General features: G+C 71.0%; 13 protein-coding genes and 2 pseudogenes. 3 read left to right on the top strand and 12 right to left on the bottom strand.

The features are described 5' to 3' along the window. The 4 genes from AB5J56_RS07250 to AB5J56_RS07265 form a co-directional block, all read right to left on the bottom strand. Positions 1-579, bottom strand: coding sequence for a PadR family transcriptional regulator (locus AB5J56_RS07250; protein WP_369231194.1), 579 nt, complete (start codon positions 577-579; stop codon positions 1-3). Between the two features lie 98 nt (positions 580-677). Beyond that, on the bottom strand, positions 678-1,475 hold the full coding sequence (locus tag AB5J56_RS07255) for an SGNH/GDSL hydrolase family protein (protein WP_369231195.1): 798 nt from the start codon (positions 1,473-1,475) through the stop codon (positions 678-680). Positions 1,476-1,562: 87 nt separating this feature from the next. Then, complete coding sequence (locus AB5J56_RS07260; RefSeq protein WP_369231197.1) at positions 1,563-2,603, bottom strand: enoyl-CoA hydratase/isomerase family protein; 1,041 nt, start codon at positions 2,601-2,603, stop codon at positions 1,563-1,565. After that, positions 2,600-3,397, bottom strand: coding sequence for a thioesterase family protein (locus AB5J56_RS07265; RefSeq protein ID WP_369231199.1), 798 nt, complete (start codon positions 3,395-3,397; stop codon positions 2,600-2,602). Before AB5J56_RS07265 ends, AB5J56_RS07260 begins: the two co-directional genes overlap by 4 nt. Before the next feature lie 106 nt (positions 3,398-3,503). Between AB5J56_RS07265 and AB5J56_RS07270 the strand changes: the two are divergent. After that, positions 3,504-3,620 (top strand): annotated as a pseudogene (locus tag AB5J56_RS07270) (Lrp/AsnC ligand binding domain-containing protein); the annotation flags it as partial. A gap of 262 nt (positions 3,621-3,882) precedes the next feature. Here the strand turns inward: AB5J56_RS07270 and AB5J56_RS07275 are convergent. The 8 genes and pseudogenes from AB5J56_RS07275 to AB5J56_RS07310 all read right to left on the bottom strand — a co-directional run bounded on the left by AB5J56_RS07275 (position 3,883) and on the right by AB5J56_RS07310 (position 15,774). After that, positions 3,883-4,620: a flavodoxin family protein gene (locus AB5J56_RS07275; protein WP_369231201.1), complete on the bottom strand. Its 738-nt coding sequence runs from the start codon at positions 4,618-4,620 to the stop codon at positions 3,883-3,885. 217 nt (positions 4,621-4,837) lie between these two features. Continuing rightward, positions 4,838-5,512, bottom strand: a complete 675-nt coding sequence (locus AB5J56_RS07280) for an alpha/beta fold hydrolase (protein WP_369231203.1) — start codon at positions 5,510-5,512, stop codon at positions 4,838-4,840. A 127-nt stretch (positions 5,513-5,639) separates the two neighbouring features. Next, positions 5,640-6,341, bottom strand: a complete 702-nt coding sequence (locus tag AB5J56_RS07285) for a Crp/Fnr family transcriptional regulator (RefSeq protein ID WP_369242404.1) — start codon at positions 6,339-6,341, stop codon at positions 5,640-5,642. 1,833 nt (positions 6,342-8,174) lie between these two features. Next, a pseudogene (locus AB5J56_RS07290) lies at positions 8,175-9,692 on the bottom strand (SAV_2336 N-terminal domain-related protein); the annotation flags it as partial. Further along, positions 9,617-10,651 carry an AAA family ATPase gene (locus tag AB5J56_RS07295; RefSeq protein WP_369231205.1) on the bottom strand — a complete coding sequence of 345 codons (1,035 nt, stop codon included), beginning with the start codon at positions 10,649-10,651 and terminating at the stop codon, positions 9,617-9,619. The gene AB5J56_RS07295 and the pseudogene AB5J56_RS07290, both read right to left, overlap by 76 nt. Continuing rightward, positions 10,648-12,606, bottom strand: coding sequence for a hypothetical protein (locus AB5J56_RS07300; protein WP_369231207.1), 1,959 nt, complete (start codon positions 12,604-12,606; stop codon positions 10,648-10,650). The genes AB5J56_RS07295 and AB5J56_RS07300 overlap by 4 nt, the downstream gene beginning before the upstream one ends. Then, entirely contained in the window at positions 12,603-13,859 is a 1,257-nt protein-coding gene (locus AB5J56_RS07305; protein ID WP_369231209.1) for a hypothetical protein, read from the bottom strand. Before AB5J56_RS07305 ends, AB5J56_RS07300 begins: the two co-directional genes overlap by 4 nt. 100 nt (positions 13,860-13,959) lie before the next feature. Then, positions 13,960-15,774 (bottom strand): ABC transporter ATP-binding protein, encoded by a 1,815-nt coding sequence (locus AB5J56_RS07310; RefSeq protein ID WP_369231211.1) that lies wholly within the window; start codon positions 15,772-15,774, stop codon positions 13,960-13,962. Between the two features lie 321 nt (positions 15,775-16,095). On the opposite strand from AB5J56_RS07310, the gene nadE reads away from it, so the two are divergent. Together nadE and AB5J56_RS07320 are read left to right on the top strand one after the other, a co-directional pair. Continuing rightward, positions 16,096-16,926 carry an ammonia-dependent NAD(+) synthetase gene (gene nadE / locus AB5J56_RS07315; RefSeq protein ID WP_369231213.1) on the top strand — a complete coding sequence of 277 codons (831 nt, stop codon included), beginning with the start codon at positions 16,096-16,098 and terminating at the stop codon, positions 16,924-16,926. Between the two features lie 103 nt (positions 16,927-17,029). Beyond that, positions 17,030-18,031: a glycoside hydrolase family 43 protein gene (locus AB5J56_RS07320; protein ID WP_369242406.1), complete on the top strand. Its 1,002-nt coding sequence runs from the start codon at positions 17,030-17,032 to the stop codon at positions 18,029-18,031. Positions 18,032-18,065: the final 34 nt, after the last annotated feature.

Raw genomic sequence — 18,065 nt, forward strand, 5'->3', positions numbered from 1 at the left:
TCACCCCTGCGTGGCGCCGAGGGCCGCGGCGCGCTGGTCCAGCCGCTTCAGGACCGTCTCGCCCCACTGGAGGTTCGCCCGCTCCAGGGTCAGGCCGCCCAGCAGGGTGAGGTAGGGGCCGACGCGGTCGGCGGTGGCGAGGAACTCGTCCTCGGTACGGCCGCCCAGCAGGCGTTCCTGCATGCGCTCGAAGCGGGCCAGCTTGGCCGCGGCCCGCTCCACACGTTCGGTGACTCCCGCGCGGACGGCGTCGAGGTCGCCGACGTCGACGCACTGGACCTTGACCAGCAGCTCATCCCGCAGGGCCATCGGCTTGCTGGAGGTCTCGGCGGTGTAGGCGCGTACGGCTTCGAGCCCGGCCTCGGTGAGGGAGAACAGCCGCTTGTTGGGCCGGCGCTCCTGCTGGACGACCTGAGCGGCGACGAGGCCCTCGCTCTCCATGCGTTCCAGTTCCCGGTAGATCTGCTGCGGCGTGGCCATCCAGAAGTTGGCGACCGAGGCCTCGAAGCCTTTGGCGAGGTCGTACCCGGACGCCTCACCCTCCAGGAGAGCGGCCATCACCGCATTGCGCAGAGCCATTTTCCCAACTTAACACCGCGTTGATTAGTCAAGGGGGCGAGCATGCGCGGGTGCCGTTGCCGTTGCCGTTGCAGGCCGGACTCCTCGTACCGCTCCGCTCAGCGGGAACCCTCGGCGAGCGCCGTCACCGGGAGCAGGGCGGGCCTCTTCGCCTGGCGGCCGTCGCCGGACGACCGGCCGCGCAGCCGCCGGGCGAGCCAGGGCCCCAAGAAGGCGCCGGCCCAGCGCAGTTCGGCGCCGGCGGACCGCCAGAGCGAGGGAGAGTTCAAGGCGGTGGGCAGGGGCCGTGTCCAGGTGTCGTCGCTGCCGGGCAGTTCGAGGGCCTCGGCGACGGCGGCCGCGATGCGTGCGTGGCCCAGCGGGCTCGCGTGCAGCCGGTCGGGGCTCCACATCCTCGGGTCGGTCACGACCGGGTGGTGGGAGGTCTCGGCCACCACGACGCCGTGGCGCCCGGCGGCTTCCCGGATACGGGCGTTGAGAGCGTGGACACGAGAGCCGACCGGCCGGGCCAGCGGAGTGATCCGGGCGACGTCCGGGAAGGTGAGCGTGGCGACACGGGTGCCCTCTGCGGTGAGCGCGGCGAACATCGCCTCCAGGTGGCCGGCCACCTCGTCCGCGTCGAAGCGGGGCCGCAGCAGGTCGTTGACACCGGCGACGACCGTGGCGAGGTCCGGCCGCAACTCCACGGCCGGGCCGAGCTGTTCGGCGTGCACCTGCCCGGCGGTGCGGCCCCGCACGGCGAGATTGGCGTACCGCACGTCCGGGCAGTCCGACGCGATCCGCTCGGCAAGCCGGTCCGCCCACCCGCGCAGGCCTCGGACGTCGTCGCCGTCGCCGAGCCCTTCCGTCTGGCTGTCTCCCAGGGCGACGTACCGCAGATACCCATCGACCGACACGGGAACCGCCGCCTTTCGCCGTTTCCAACCCGAGGACGCATAGCCAACTAATGACCTAGTCGCATTGTTGAATATAGCAGTCGGGCGTCACACGGCCGGGTCGCTCGCCTCCCCCGCCGAGGATGTGCGCTGCCACCTGGGATTGCGGTCCTTGTCGACCAGAGCCGCGCGTACGCCCTCCAGGAAGTCCGGCGTACGGATGGTGGTGCGGGTGAGCCGGAGTTCGGCGTCGAGGCACTGACGCAGGGTGCGCTGTCTGCCCGCCGTCAGCAGCGCGTGAGTGATCTCCAGGCTCTGCGGGGAGACGGCGTCGAGGATGTCCCTGGTGGCGGCCGCCCACGGGCTGTCGAGACGGTGCAGGCGTTCTCTGATCTCGGCGACGGTGACGGAGCCGAAGGCCCAGTCGAGTTCGCCGCGCACCTTCGCCAACCCACTGCTCGCGACCGGGGATCGATCCCCGAGGCCGTTCAGGAGGGTGTCGATCGGGACGCCCTGGTTGCCGGCCAGGGCGTCCGTGACCTTGCTGAGCCGGTCCGCGGGGATGAAGTGGGTCGCCAGCCCGGTGTACAGGGCGTCGGCCGCGTCGAGCCGGTGCCCGGTGAGCCCCAGGTACATGCCGATCGCGCCGGGCAGCCGCGGCAGGAAGTAGCTCGCTCCGATGTCGGGGAAGAAGCCGATGGCGGTCTCGGGCATCGCCATCACGGCGTTCTCGGTGACAGCACGGAAGCCGCCGTGGACGGACAGGCCGAGGCCACCGCCCAGGCAGAGACCGTCGATCAAGGACACGATCGGGACGGGGTACTCGGCGATCCGGGCGTTGAGCCGGTATTCGCCGGCGAAGAACCTCTCGCTGGCCTCGGTGTCACCCGCGAGGCTGTTCTCCCGGATTGCTCGGATGTCCCCGCCGGCACAGAACGCCTTCGGGTTGGTGCCGGCCAGCACCACCGCCGTGAGCGGCGTGTTCTCCCAGGCCTCCAGGGCACGGTCGATGGCGGCGACCATGGGCGTGGTCAGGGCGTTGAGGGCCTTGGGACGGTTGAGCAGGATCCTGCCGACGCCCCGGTGGACATCGGCGAGGACCACGTCCGGCGCCAGTGGGTCGGTGCCGGTCAGGGGGACGTCAGTCATCGGGAACCGACCTCCGAGGGGCGGATGGTGAGGATCTGCTGTGCGTGTCCGACGGGCCCGTCGAGGTCGTGCAGCACGGTGCTGGTGACGCCCTGGCCGGTGGGACCGAAAGTGACGGTGGTGTCGAGGCCGGTCCAGCGGCCTCCGGGCCGGCGGTGAAGGTGGATGGTCAGGTCGACGTTGGGGAACATCCAGGCGGTGGGCGGCTGGCGTACGGCGATGCCGTTGGCGGTGTCGACGAGCGCGACGTAGGAGGCGAGCGCGCTTGAGGGCTGTCCGGCGACGAGGTCGAGGCCGGTGGAGACCCAGACGGTGGCGCGGCCCGGCTGCGGGGGTGCGAGCGGGCGGACGTCCAGGGAGGCGATGTATCCGCCGGGCCACACCGAGGCCATCGGCCAGGGCGTGAGGTCATCGGGAGGAGTGATCGCGTCGGCGCCCCCGCCGGCGACCGCTGCGGTGTCGCAGGAGCCGAGGAGCCAGGCCCGGGCCCGGACGACGGGGCGGTCGGCAATGAGGGCGACAGCTTCTATGAGTTCGATCGTGCGGCCCGGCCGGATGGTCTCCACCCGGATCTCGCACTCGTCGAGGGCGAGGCGGCCGAGGATGTCGAAGCTGATCCGGGAAAGGAACAGACCGTTGTCCGGCCGCGCGGCCAGGTGGCGGTCGATGGCGTGGACGATGAGGCCGCCGAGGGGGCTGAAGTGCTGTTCGTCCGGGTCCCAGGCGCCGCCGGCGTGCGCGGTGGGCTTGTAGCGGTGCGCGTCGATGGGCTCGTAGTAGGTGCCGGTGTTCAACGGGGTGCTTCCCTCTCGGCCGTGCTGATCGTGTCGTCACAGCGTGCCAGTGCGCGAATGCCGCGCGGTGCCCGGGCCCCTGGCGGGCGAAGATCGCGGAACGCCCGTCCGCGTCGCCGTCGCCGACCACGCCGCCTACGAAGCCTTCCTCACTCAGAAGCTCAGCGGCCTGCCCGCCGTCCTGCGCCTCGAATCCCACCTCACGATGAAGAAGATCAAAGCGGTGAGCCGAACGGGCCGATGGGCAGCCAGGTGCAGCTTGCCGGCGCCCTTGGCCCCTGTGATATTCCGTGTGTGCCAGAGGAGTTGGGGCATATGATCACCGACAAGGCGGGGTCGTAGCACAGAGGTAGTGCGCCGCGACATCATCTCGGAGGACGTCGGTTCGAATCCGACCGCCCCGCCCCTTTCCTGCTTTCTACGCGACGCCCGCGCACCCGAATCCTGCCTATCCGGACCCCGCCGGTCGCCGAACGGCTCGGAGCTCAGCGGTAGTCGGGGTTGGGGGCGTCGAAGCGGCAGCCCGCGTCCCACTCGGAGCGCTGGTTGCCGTGGGCGGGGATGCCCTTGGCGTGCTTGAGCATCGCCGCCATGTGCATGAGGTTCCAGGTCATGAAGGTGGTGTTGCGGTTGGTGAAGTCGTTCTCCGGGCCGCCCGATCCCGGGTCGAGGTACGACGGTCCCGGACCCGCCGGGCCGATCCAGCCGGCGTCGGCCTGCGGCGGGATCGTGTAGCCGAGGTGCTGGAGGCTGTAGAGGATGTTCATCGCGCAGTGCTTCACGCCGTCCTCGTTGCCGGTGATCAGACAGCCCCCGACCCGCCCGTAATAGGCGTACTGGCCCGCCGAGTTGAGCACTCCCGAGCCCGCGTAGAGCCGCTCGATGACGAGCTTGGTCACCGAGCTGTTGTCGCCAAGCCAAATGGGTCCCGCGAGCACCAGGATGTCTGCCGCCATCACCCGCTCGTACAGCGCGGGCCAGGCGTCGGTGGCGAAGCCGTGCTCGGTCATGTCCGGGTAGACGCCCGGTGCGATGTCGTGGTCGACGGCGCGCACGACCTCCGTGGTGACGCCCTGGCCGTCCATGATGGCCCGGCTCTTGTCGAGCAGCCCCTGTGTGTGGCTGACCTGCGGGGACGGCTTGAGGGTGCAGTTGATGTAGAGGGCGCGCAGGTCGTCGAAGCGGTAGGTGGAGTCAGCGGACGGGGAGGGCGAGGCTGCCATGACGGAATCCCTTGCTGAGGCCGACGGACGGTCCGGGCGGCGCCGGTCCGCGTCCGCCCCGACGGCAGCGTCTCGCATGGATCTCGGCCTGTCCCGGTCCGACGCACCGGCACAAGGCTTCCCTGCGGGACGCGGATCGGCCGGACGCACCACCGCCCCGACGCAGAGCGGCGGTCGGATCCCGGAAAGCTCCTCGGACCGGGACTCACGCCTCCTTTCAGCCCAGGTACTTGACCAGCCGGTCGGCGAGCTCGACGGGGCGCGAGAGTGCGGCCAGGTGGCCGCCGGGGACCTCGTCGACCTCGACGCCGAGGCGGTCGCGGGCCACACGGCGCTGGAACTCCAGGGGGAAGAAGCGGTCGCCGGTGGCGGCGATCACGCGTGTCGGGACGTCCGGCCAGCGTTCGATGGCGCAGGGCTGGGTGAAGGCGACCTCCGCCTCGGGCCCCTCATGCTCCGCGCCGGCGGCGACGATCTCGGCCGGCACGTCGTGCAGGAAATAGACGTCCAGGTCGACCTCCTCGGAGTACCCGCCTGCCGCCGCCACCGCGATGCGGGCCGCCTCCCACCCGGTGTTCTCCCACCACTGTCCGGCGGTCTCGCCCGGCAGCGGGATCATCGCGTTGAGCAGCACCAGCAGACGGACCGGCGTACGGGCGCAGGCCATCGGGGCGGTGAAGCCGCCCATGGACTGGGCCACCAGGACGACGTCCTGGTGATCGCCGATCGCGGCGACCACCGCGTCGGTGTACTCGGGCAGCCCCGCGGACTCGTCGGCGCCGGGCAGCTCCACGGCGACCGCCTCATGCCCCCTGGCCTGCAACTCGGGCACCACAGGGTGCCAGTACCAGGCCGCGCCTCCGGCCCCGGGAATCAAGACGAACCTGCTCATCCTCGACCCTCCACTTCGATCTCAGAACATTAAGACCGTCGGGAACGGTGAAAGTCATCGGCGAGCACTGTGCGCCTCGACCTGGTCGACACCGTGGCCGGCCGCACGCCGACGGTCTCGGGTTCGCTCACCTGCCCGCGACGTGGCCCGCGATCCTCCGCAGCACGTCGGGACGTTCGATCACTATGGTTCGACGGCGAGTGATCACGGCTCCGCGGTCACGTAGCTCTTTGAGCAGCCGTTGGATCATTTCCCGGCTGGCGCCCACCGAGCCGGCCAACTCCTGCTGGGTCAGGGGGATGGCCAACTCGAGTCCCTCAGGGGTTCGTCGGCCGTGAGTTCTTGCCAAGTCCAGGAGCAGCACGGCGAAACGCTCCCGCACGTTCATCGAGGCAGACTCCAGCCTGCGGCGGTCGGCGGCTCGCGTCCGCTCCGTGGAAAGCCTGAGTACTTCACGGGCCACGGCGGGGCGGTCGTCCATGAAATTCAGGAAGCTCTCCCCGCTCACGACGAGAGCGACGACCGGCTCGAGTGCGGTCACTGTTTCGGACTGGGGATGTCCGAGAATCGCTGACGCCTCACCCACGACATCCCCCGGTCCACGCAGGGCCAGCAGCGCCTCGTAACCGTTGGGTGCCGCTGCCGTCACTTTGGTCCAGCCGTTCACCAGGCAGAGGACGTGGGTGCTCGGTTCGCCCTGATGGAAGAGGACGGCGCGTGAGGCGAAATTCATCTGCCTGCCCAACGCCAGCAGATCCGTCCGGTCCGCCGACTCCAAACGGGCCAGCAAGGGAACCTTCCCAGGGTCCCGAATGCCGATCTCCCGCAGCTCCGCGCTGCCACCTGGTTGGTTCGCCGTACGAAGGGACTCCGGTTCGTCGCGGAGGTCCGCGGTGTCGGGCCGCTCGCTCTCCCCCGCCCGGAACTCGTCCCGGACACGGGCGATCTGCTCTGCCGTCGCCACGGCGAAGGCGCCTTCGACGACACGGGTCACCAGGCCGACCACCTCTCCGCCCTCGTCCGTCACCGGGGCGCCGAGTACGCCGTCGACCGTCCAGGCCGCCTGCCCACGCACCTCCAGCCGGTGCTGCCCTCCGACCTGCGTGTCGACGTAGACCGCATGGCCTTCCCCTGCCCGGGCACCAGAAGTGCCGGCGATCACCGTGAAGCGTCTTCCCTGGCGCAACTTCTCTTTGCCGAGCACCGCGATGCGGCCCTGATCCGGCTCCCCCCTGCCGTCAGAGACTCTCGACTGGGATTCCGTCACCCTCACCAGCGCCAGATTGCTCTCCCAGTGGACCAGTGCGATTTCGGCCGGGTACACGTCATCGGCTCCACGACGCCGATCCAGGACTCCCAGTCGGCCCGAAACCTCGCCGACGATCCCAGCCGGGGCCACGACAAGGCCAGGAGCGATGACCACACCCGAGCAGAGCTGGCGGTCACCCGCCCGGAGCGTCACGACCACCGGATCCGAAGGGGAGGACAGCCGTCGGGCCAGTCGCTCCGCCGCATCCGGGAGGCCCAGTTCCCGAACGGACTGGGCGACCGCTGCCAGGTCCGGCCTCGACGCGTACCGCTCGCACGCCTCCCACAAGGACTCGGGAAACGCGTCGCCCCTGTCCTCCGCCAGCAGTCGCAGGGCGAGGCCGTCCACCGTATAGGCCTCTCCCTTCTTTCCCTGGTGGCGTACGAGAAGACTCGTCCCGCCGACAAGCGGACGGGTCGCGATCTCCAGAGCCTCCTGGGTCACTTCCTCGCGGCCGCCGACCCTCGCGTAGCCCGTTGCCGCATGCAGCAACAGCCGTGGCGACAAAGAGGATCGATGGCCCAGGCGGGTGGCATCGACGGCCGCGTCGATCACCGCCCGTGTGGTGCGGGGCGCCCTCTCATAGGCGTCGAGGAACACCGGCCGCAGCACAAGCCGCTCCAGGACCCTGCCGTCCGGAGCCTCCACCGCGGGAGAGCCACCGGCCGCCGCCCAGGCCGACCGCGCACGCTCACGTTCACTCGCGCTGAAGACACGCGGCACATGGATGAACGTCGCCGAGTCCCTGAACCTGCCGTTCAGCACGTCCAGTGCCCAACTGGCCGACCGCACCGTGGTCAGCACCAGCCTGGGTGCCGCTCCCTGGTCGAGGAGCCGCTCCACGCCCGGGAACCGTTCGAGGTCGTCCAGCCAGACCACCGTGCGGGGCCCCATCTCCCGTATGCCCTCCAGCACGTCCACGCCACCGGCGGGAGCCCATACCCGCCATCCCGCCGGCAGCGTGCGGATGGCCTCCCAGGCCGAACGCGTCTTGCCCGACAGGGAATGTCCCATCAGAACCACACACACGCGCCTCCCGGACTCGGCCCGGCGGACGGCCTCGTGCAGGGCGGCGTCATGATCGCGTGCGACGTACGGCGGGATCCCGTCCCGGGGCGCGCCCGAGCCCGGCAGGAACCCGGCGCGCACCCCCAGTTGCATCGCCCCGGCTTCCAGCACGCCCGGCAGCGGGTGCGCGCGCTCGCCCGAGTCGGCGAACGGAATGCCGCCCGCGCGGACCGCTTTGCCCGGACCGTCGGCTCCCTCTCCGTCGCCGTTGCCTGCGCCCGTGTCCGTGCGCACCGCGGGGAAGTCACCGTCCGAAGTCCCGGTGCGGTTCTCGATGTACTCCGCGACCTCCCGGCGCACCAGCTCCTGCACCGCGGTCACCTCGTGCCGAAGCTGGGACCCGAGCAGCGCCTCCCGTACTCCGGGAAGGAAGTCGAAGGTGAACCGCGCCATGTCCTGGACCGGCTGCTCGCCCGCCGCCTGCCAGGGAGCGAGGAGTCCGCCGAGGGCGACCTCCGCGAGATGCCCGTGCTCGGAGCGGGGCAGCATGACGCGGCGTACGAGCGTCATGACGGGCAGCGTCAGCGGGACGGCCGACAGATATCCCGCGAGTTCCTGGGCGAGCGGCGAGGCACTCTCCTGGAATCGGCGCAGCGCCTCCGTGCCGTCGGCGATGTCCCCGCTCGGCGTAGGCACCGCATCCGTGGGGGTCCGCGTACGGTCGATGGTCAGACAGGACATCCGGCGCCAGCGGCCGCCGCCCGCGACGAGTGACGCGAGGGACCGCAGCCCGGTCGGCGAGACCTCCACGAGAGGTATCGCCGTGCGCCGGGCCAGCTCGTGCGGACCCGGCCTTCGGGCCGCACGCGGTGACTGCCGCGCCGCGGGCCGGGGCGGCAGCAGGCGCCAGGACGCGTTGGGGGCGGCCGGCCGGCCTGCCCGGACGAGGATGCCCTCCGGTGTCAGGGCCGTGTTTCCCCACAGGCGCCGGGGCAGCACGTTCGCCAGGGTTACGGGGCTGTGGGTGGCCCACTGCCGCAGGACGTCGTGCACCTGGCCTTCGCGCCAGCCCGCCGCCACCGCGTCCGTCACGACGACGATGAGCCGGTGGCCGGTGGGATCGGCGACCTCCTGCGGCCTGCGGGGCTCGCCGCCCCGTGCCGAGGCGACGTGAGGAGCGCCCGTGCCGTCCGTGCCGCCGAGGAACCAGGTGCGGACGTCGCGGAAGACGCCGGAGCGCGCGAGGGCGTGGCTCAGTTCGGCGACCAGGTCGTGCCAGAGCAGCATGGAGTGGTGGGTGTCGACGACCAGTGCGAGGTCGAGCCAGCGGTCTCGGCGTGGCTTCAGGACCGGCGTCATCATGCGCTGCTCGACGCTGGCGGTGACGGTGCGGTCCTCGTCGAGTTCGGTTCCGGTGACTCCGGTGACCGTTCTCCTGCCGAGCGGACGCAGCGCCTTGACAAGCGCGAGAGGGTTGTCGAGCGCCTTGGCCCGGCGCACCCGGACGGCTTCGCCGCGTGCCGTATCCACGCCGTCCTCGTCGTCGGTCGCGGGGCTGTAGTGGCGCACGCCGGAGCGGGACGCGGCTCCCTTCGGCACCGGAGCGTGTGCCGGGAGCGGGGTGCGCTCCCCGGTGGCCGGTGGCCCGTCCCCGGCGGTGCCCGAGGGCCCGGGGCCGGCACCGACCCGCTCGGCCAGCCACAGGATGTCGGCGAGCTCCTCCGGGCCGACCTCGACCCCCGACTCCCGCAGTGCGGCGCGCAGCTCCTCCAACATGGTCGAGCCCTTTACACGGAGGTGGGGCCGGTGAGCCGCTGAAGCACGGTCTCCAGGAACCGGTCCTGATCGGCCGTGTCGGACCATGCGCCCTTCAGACGGAGTTGTACGGCGTTGAGGAGCTGGTCGGTGGCCAGGTCACCGTCCAGCCGCCGCTCGACGAAGGCCTCGACGAGATCGCGGTGGCGGTCGGTCTCCTCGTCGCCGAGCCGCAGCCGCCGGCGCACGATCTGTGTCAGCTTGTCCGCGCCGGGTGGTTCCATGTGCAGCCGGATGCACCGCCGCAGGAACGGCGGCGGGAAGTCCCGTTCCCCGTTGCTGGTGAGGACGACCACGGGGAACGACATGCACCGCACGCGTCCGCGGCTGACCAGGGCGTGTGCCTCCGAGTCGTCGTGGGTGCCGATCCGCACCTGTGGCTCCTGAGCCGCGACCCGCGCCAGCTCGGGAATCTCGAAAGCTCCCTCCTCGAACACGGTGAGCAGGTCACCGGGCAGATCGATGTCGCTCTTGTCGATCTCGTCGACGAGCAGCACCCGCGGCCGCTCCTGCGGCAGCAGCGCGGTCCCCAGGGGTCCGAGGCGGAGGTAGGGCGCGAGGGACGGGTCGACGGGATCCTCCGCCGTCCTGCCCAGGTTGCGCAGGTTGGCGTCGTGCAGGCGGCCGATGGCGTCGTACTGGTACAGCCCGTCGCGCAGGGTGCTGCGGCTGGTGATGGGCCAGTGCAGCACGGGGCCGAGTTCCAGGTCGGCGGCGATGCTGTAGGCGAGCGTGGACTTGCCGACGCCGGGCTTGCCCGTGACCAGCAGGGGACGACGCAAGTACAGGGCCGTGTTGACCGCCTCCTGTTCCGCCAGGTCCGGTACGTATCCCTCGCCGCGGCGCCGCGACTCCTGCCAGGCCTCGTCGTGGGGCGCCGGAGTCCGGTACTCGGGGTCCGGTACACCCCTGAACTCCCGCCAGGGCGGCGCCTGTTCGGCCAGCTTGGCCCGCCTGAGGCCGGCGCTGCCGGCCCCTTGGTAGATCCACCAGTCCTTCGCCGTCATGACAGCGGCCGCCTCTCGGGTACACGTTCGGGGTCGTCCCACATCAGGGCCAGAGGATAGGGGGACCGACACGCTCCCTCGGCCGAGGTGTCCGGTCGCGGAATCCTCGACTTCCGTAGCAGGGAAGGGAGTTGGCGCACGTCCAGGCTCGCCTTCTCGTCGGCCAGCTCGGCCGCGAGCCCGCCCCGGCCGTGGCCGCGCCGACGCCACACCGCGATCGGGACGCCCGCGTCGAGCACCGCGTCGAGCGCGTCCAGCAGACGCCGCCGGGACACGTCGGCCAGGACACAGACCGGCGGCTCGGCGGTCTGCAGGACCGTACCCAGTGCCTCGGAGACCGCCTCGTCGGCGAGTTCGACGACCGCTTTCGGGTCGTTTCCGCCATGGGCCTTGAACCACTGCCACTTGCGGTGCCAGAGCGCGCCCGCCACACCGTCGCGCTCGTCCGGGCAGCGCACCACCACCTCGAAGTGGCAGCCGAGTTCGACCGGCCTGCCGCGCCTGCCGATGGGCAGCCGCCAGCATTCGAACTCCTCATCCAGCAGCCGGAACGGCAGGTGGAACTCGATGCGCCGCACCTCCTGCGCGGCCCCCGTCACCAGATACCGGGCCAGCTCCTGCTGTATCTCCGCCATCGTCAGCGGCCGGTCCGATTCCCCTACGGCCTCGAAGCGCCCGTCGCGATGGAGCCACATGCGCGCCCAGTGCACACCGTCGTGCTCCGCGTCCTGCTCCAGTCGCAGATGCAGGCCGACGACCTCCGGGTCCGGCCTCGGCGGCACCGGGACGGGAGCGGCCCCCAGTCGTGAGCGTGTCGTCTGGACCCAGGCGGCCGCTTCGCGCGCCCACTCCGGGTCGGCCGAGCGCGCCGCGAGATGCCGTACGAAGGGCAGGGTCAACGGCATGTCCGGCCGGCGGCCCTGCCGCGCGTCGAGGTCGTGGGCGATGCCGGTCAGACCGCCGGACGGCAGGCCCCGGTGGGCGGGGAAGGCGCAGCCAGTGATCTCGAAGGCCCATCGGTAGGCGTCGTACGTGTACGCGGGGACCTCCGAGTCGCGCAGCAGCGGCGCCAGTTCGTCCCATGCCCGTTGATCGAGGCACGGGGCTCCGGGGCCGGCCGTGTCCGGATCCGTCCAGCGGTCACCGAGGATGGTGGAGCCGCTCCAGTCGCGGTCGATGACGAACTGCGGGTGCTGCCAGGCGAGTCCGCGGGCCCGCAGCTCGCGCAGGTCGGCCTGTACGGAGCGGGCGATCCCCACCAGACCGTGCACGCTCTGCTCCAGCGTGGTCCCGTTCAATCGGCGCATGAGGGTGTCGGTGAACTGACCGGCGCCGCGGTCGGCGAGGTTCTGGGCGAGTTCACCGGCGTGCGAGGCGTACAGCGTGAACTGGCGGCGTCGTGGATCGGGCGGCCGGGCCCCGTAGCCGTTGTTTCCGAAGGTGAGTTTCCTGGCGGCCCGGGCGTCGACCCGGCAGGCGTCGCCGATGGCTATCTGCCGGCGGAACCGGCCGTCGGCCGGCCCCGCGGACTTCCACCACCGCAGCGTCGCCTCCAGATTGAGATGAGTGGTCCAGTCACGGGTCGCGTCCGCGTACGGGAGCAGCATCCGGTGCGCGTGGTCGAGATGGCCGTGCCCGGCCCAGTAGATCCAGAGCAGGTCGCCGTCGCAGTCGGGCAGTTCCTTGAACAGGAGTTGTTCCACCTGGTCCTTGCTGGGCGCGCGGTACGTCCGGGCCGGTAAGTCCGCCCGGGTCCGTTCCAACGGGGCCAGCAGGAGGTGTACTTGGTCCTCGGGAACGCCTCCGGTACCGGTGAGCCAGTCGGCGAAGCGCACCGCGTCCCGTGCCGCTCCGGGCAGGTCCCAGGTGGGGCTGATCCCGTACGACTCGATGCCGACGACGAGCGCGAAGACCCGTCGCGGATCGATCGGTTCCGACGCGTCGGCCGCGCTCAAGTCGACGCCTCGGTCTCCTCCGCGATCCGGTGGTACACCGCATCGAGCTTCCAGTAGGCGCTGTGGCTGAGCGGGAACGGCTGCCGACTGCTCACTTCGTGGTCGGTGACCCTGGAATCGCCGGGGAAGACGGGCTCGGCCCGGTAGGCGAGCAGGTCCTTGCGGTCGTAGATGTTGAGCCAGCGGGGGAAGCCCGGGGGCAGTCCCGCCGTGGGCGGGAGTCCGGTGAGCGCCCCCAGTTCGTGGAGGAAGGGCGCCTGGGATCCGACCGTCACCAGCAGGTGCGGCCGGGGCGTCGCGGTCTGTCCGATGGCGGCGAGCGCGTAGAGGTCCACCAGGGCGATCCCGCCCAGGCTGTGGCCGATGACCACCACGGGTTCGGGGCTCGATGTGATGACGCGTTCCAGGTGGTCGCGCAGCGGCCGGCCTCTCGCCTGGTAGCGCAGGATGTCACCGAGCGCCGGCACCGCGCGGGTGGTCAGCGGCGTCCTCCAGTGGTCCAGCGCCGGCTGGGTCGTCAGCCGCAGGGCGAGGGCGCCCAGCACGGCCGCGGCACGGCCGCCGGGGAACCGTCCGGTGCCGCCGAGCCCGGCGACGACGAGATCCACCAGCTTGTCCCGCTCGTCCCCGGTGCACCATGCTTCGTCTCCCGCTCCACCGAGAGCGCCGGCGACGACTGCCCGCGCCGTCGCGGACACGAGTTCGCTCACCCCGGCCGCATCGGAGACGGCATCGCAGGCGTCCGCGAACTCCGCGGAAGCGGCGACCTGTTCTACGGCCGACGGGTAGCTGCCCGCCAACCCGGTGGCCCGGAGCAGCGGCGCGAGCTCTCCGGCCGGCGGCAGGTCGGACGTCAACTCACCTAGGTGATCGGTGACTTGGCCGCCCGCGCCCCGTACGCCCGGCACCTCCAACTCGTCCTCGGCGCCGGCCGCGCACTCGGCCAGGACCCGCAGCTCGCAGAGCGGATCGGCCAGCAGGAGGGCCCAAGCGGCGGTCTCTTCGTCGAGCGGAGTGCCGCCGCTCTCGGCGCCGCGCACCCGGTCGGCACCCGGAATGGAGGCCCCGCCCGCGCTCAGTCCGGCGCCATGGGCGTCTCCCCAGTAGACGGGCACCAGTTCGGCCGTCGGCAGACGCGCTCTCAGTCCGGTGGAGATCAGATCGGCCAGCTTCTCGTGGCGCTCGCGCCGCACGCCAGTCCCGTGAACGAAGATGAACCGCATGCCGACCTGCCCCCCCGGTGCGTCAACCACTGGCAGGAGGATACCTCCGCGCCTCCCTCCCCACCTGCTTCTTCCAAGGGAGGGACCTGCTCAAGTCCTGCTGATCGGCGAGGCGTTGGACGCCTCGTCCTCAGTTCAGGTCGGCCCGCGCCGGGCTGTCGTCGAGGAAGCCGCCCGACTGGTGCTGCCAGAGCTTGGCGTAGGCGCCGTCCGATGCGAGCAGTTCCTGATGGGTGCCCTGCTCGATGATCCGTCCGCGGTCGAGGACGACGAGTTGGTCCATGCCGGCGACCGTGCTCAGCCGGTGTGCCACCACGAGCGCCGTCCGCTCGTCCATCAGCCGCCACAGTGCCTCCTGGACGAGGATCTCGCTCTCGGAGTCCAGGGCGCTGGTCGCCTCGTCGAGCAGCAGGATCGGTGCGTCGCGCAGGATCGCCCGGGCGAGGGCGACGCGCTGGCGCTGTCCGCCGGACAGCTTGATCCCTCGCTCGCCCACCATGGTGTCGAAGCCTTCCGGCAGCGCGTCGGCGAACTCCGTGACGTGCGCCGCCCCCGCGGCACGGCGGATCTCGGCGTCGGTGGCGTCCGGCCGGGCGAAGGCGATGTTGTCCCGCAGGGTGCGGTGGAACATCGCCGGGTCCTGCGGCACGTAGGCGATCAGGCTGCGCAGGTCGGCCTGGCGCAGCCTGCTGATGTCCTGACCGCCGATCAGGATCCGGCCGGAGTCGATGTCCGTCATCCGCAGCAGCAGCCGGCTGAGCGTGGTCTTGCCCCCGCCGGACCGGCCGACGAGCCCGATCTTCGCCCCGCTGGGCACCGCCAGGTCGAGGCCCTCGAAGAGCGGCCCCGCGCCCGCGTGGGCAAAGGTCACGTGCTCGAAGCGGACGTCGGCGGCCCGGGAGAGCAGCGGCTCCGGCGACGGCGGGTCGAGGACCGTCGGCGGTGACAACAGCAGTTCGGTGAACTGTGACGCCTCCGTCATCGAGCTCTCCAGACGGCGGTAGATCTGGTTGAACTCGAACATGATCCGTGTCGCGTTGGTGTAGTAGGTGAAGGCGACCACGACCGCCTCGACGCCGTGCTCGCCCCCGCCGAGCGCGACCGCGAGCAGCAGGCCCAGCGCGTTGGTCAGCACGGACAGCGGGGCGACCACGGTGTCGATGCGCAGGTTGCCGTAGTCCCACGACCGCAGCGTGAGCCGTCGCGACGTAGCGACGCGCGAGCGGTGCTCGGCGGCCTCGTGCTCCTCGGCGGCGAACGCCCGGACCGTGTCCATGTTCATCAGGCTGTCGGCCACATGGCCGGAGACCCGGGCGATCGCCTCCTCGCGCTTCTTGACGAGCGCCTGGCGGCGGCGGATGAGGGGCACCACGCACAGCGCCGTCAGTGCGATCATCGCCAACAGCCCGACGACGAGCAGCGGTTCGTAGCGCCACAGCACCACCGACCCGAACAGCAGCGGCACGAGGCTGCCCACCACCTGGAACGCCAGCGTGTCGATGAGGTCCTCGAAGCGGGAGGCGAAGCTCAGCACCCGCTTGGTCAGTGACCCGGCGAAGTTGTCATGGAAGAACGCGGCGTCCTTGGCGAACAGTTCGTCCATGCCGATCACGTACAGGTGCTCGATGCCGAGGGCGTCGAGGCGGTTCAGGAAGTGCAGGCCGACGCGCCACACCGCCTCCGCGAGGAGCAGGACACCGGCGAAACCGAGGACGTAGGGCAGTGTCGAGGCGATGCCGACGTCCGCGTCGCCGGCGATGCGGCCGACGAGCTTGGCGACGACCAGCGGTGCGATGCAGTTGAGGCCGATGTTGCCCAGCGCCGGCAGCAGCATCGCGGGCGCCGTCAGCCAGCGCAGGCGGGCCAGCTCCCGTCCGTAATAACGAAGCGCGAGGAGCACCGAGCCCCGGCCCGGCGAAGCCTCGCGCGATTCAGGCGTTCCCATCCCTCGTCCCGTGGTGTCGTACGGCAGCCCGCCGCAGGCGACTGCGGGGAGCTGCCGTTGCCTCCGTGACCGCGCGAAAACGGGCAGGCCAGGAATCGCAGTGTCCCGCGGCCGCGATGATGGAGTCCAAGCGTTTTTCTCGGCCAACAGCGCCGCGCGAGCTCGCGCGTCCGAGAGCGAGATCACGGTGAAGGAGCAGATGGGACGGCATAGACTCGGCGCCACCGGAGTGCGCGTCGGGGCCGGCGTGGCGCCCGTGATACGTCGGCGTCCGGTTGCCTTTCCCTGCTTCCCTGCCACGACCGAGTATGAGGAGCCGCCGTGAGCGATCCCGTGTCCATCGCCGTGCAGCGCGAGATCGCCCGGGACCTGCGGGTGTCCGAGACCTTCGACGTGGAGTCGGAGAGCCGGCGCCGGGTGGAGTTCCTCGCCGAGCAGTTGGTGTCGACGGATCTGCGGTGCCTGGTCCTCGGGATCAGCGGGGGTGTGGACTCCATGACCGCCGGGCGGCTGTGCCAGCTCGCGGTGGAGCAGGCCCGCGCAGCCGGGCACGACGCGACGTTCTACGCCATGCGCCTGCCCTACGGTGTCCAGGCCGATGAGGACGACGCTCAGCTCGCCCTGAAGTTCATCGGCGCCGACCAGGTGCTGACGGTGGACATCAAGCCCGCGAGCGACGCCGCGCTGGAAGCCGGCCGGGCCGCCGGGGTGACGTTCCGCGACGCCGCGCACCAGGACTTCGTGCATGGCAACATCAAGGCCCGGCAGCGGATGATCGCGCAGTACGCGGTCGCGGGCGCGCACAACGGCCTGGTCGTGGGAACCGACCATGCGGCCGAGGCCGTTTCGGGATTCTTCACCAAGTACGGCGACGGCGCGGCCGATGTCGTACCGCTGGCGGGGCTGACCAAGCGCCGGGTGCGGGCCCTTGCCGAACTGCTGGGCGCCCCGGCCGAGTTGGTGTGGAAGACCCCGACCGCCGACCTGGAGTCGCTCGCCCCCGGCAAGCCCGACGAGGAGGTGCTCGGAGTGACGTACGACGACATCGAGGACTTTCTGGAGGGCAGGGAGGTGAGCGAGCCGGTCTTCCGGTCGATCGTTCACCGCTACCGGCTCACCGAGCACAAGCGCCAACTGCCGATCATGCCCTGACGGTTCGCCTCCCGCGACGGGGGAAGCGGACCGCCGGTACACCCGCGTCGGCTTCCCCCTGGCACGGTCCCCGTAGTCTTCGGCCGTGGCTGATACCGAGTTGATGCGGCTTCCCGACATGCCGCTGCACGATCCGTTCGTCGTCGCCGACGACAAGACCCGCACCTACCACCTCTACACCTCCAACGACCCCACCGTGTCGGGCGTGGACGGCACCGGCACGATGGTCTACCGCAGCCACGACCTGCGGGACTGGACGCGCCCCGTGGTGGTCTTCCTGACCGCCGAGCAGGACGGGATCTGGGCGACCGACGGCGGCTGGGCGCCGGAGGTGCACGCATGGGACGGCAGGTACTACCTGTTCACCACGCTCCACAACCAGGACAAACCGCTCCCGGTGCCGCCGCCCGACCAGTGGGGCACCCCGTTCCAGCTCCCGAACCACATGCGCGGCACCGTCACGGCCGTGTCCGATTCGCTGCTGGGACCCTTCACCGCGGTCGACCCCGGGCGCCCCACCCCGCCCGAGCACCTCATGACCCTCGACGGCACGCTTTACGTGGACCCGTCCGGTCAGCCCTGGATGGTGTACGCGCACGAGTGGTTGCAGACGATCGACGGGACCATGGAGGCGATCCGGCTCACCCCGGACCTGACCGGGACGACCGGGGACCCGGTCTTCCTGTTCAAGGCGTCCGACGCCTCCTGGCTCGGCGAGGGGATCCCCGCCGGCGTACCGCACCAGCTCGCGCCGTACATCACCGACGGTCCCCAGCTGTACCGCACCCCTGACGGGTCCCTGCTCATTCTGTGGTCGACCTACGAGAAGAACGTGGCCGGCCGGGACGGCACCATCAGCGGCGGCTATGTGCAGACGTACGCCGTCTCGCCGTCCGGCGATCTCACCGGACCGTGGCAACAGCACCGGCCGTTGGTCCGCGAGGACAGCGGTCACGGCATGCTCTTCCACACCTTCGACGGCCGCCTGATGATGGTCCTGCACCGCCCCTTCGAGAACGCACGGGGAAAGCTGTACGAGATGCAGTTCCTCGGCCACGAGCTGCGGGTGCTGCGCCGACGCGCCGACCTCGACGGCGGGGGGTGACGCCGTCGGGTGGGGCGCTCCGGAGGGCCCCACG

The organism is Streptomyces sp. R21, from assembly GCF_041051975.1.
Taxonomy (GTDB): domain Bacteria; phylum Actinomycetota; class Actinomycetes; order Streptomycetales; family Streptomycetaceae; genus Streptomyces.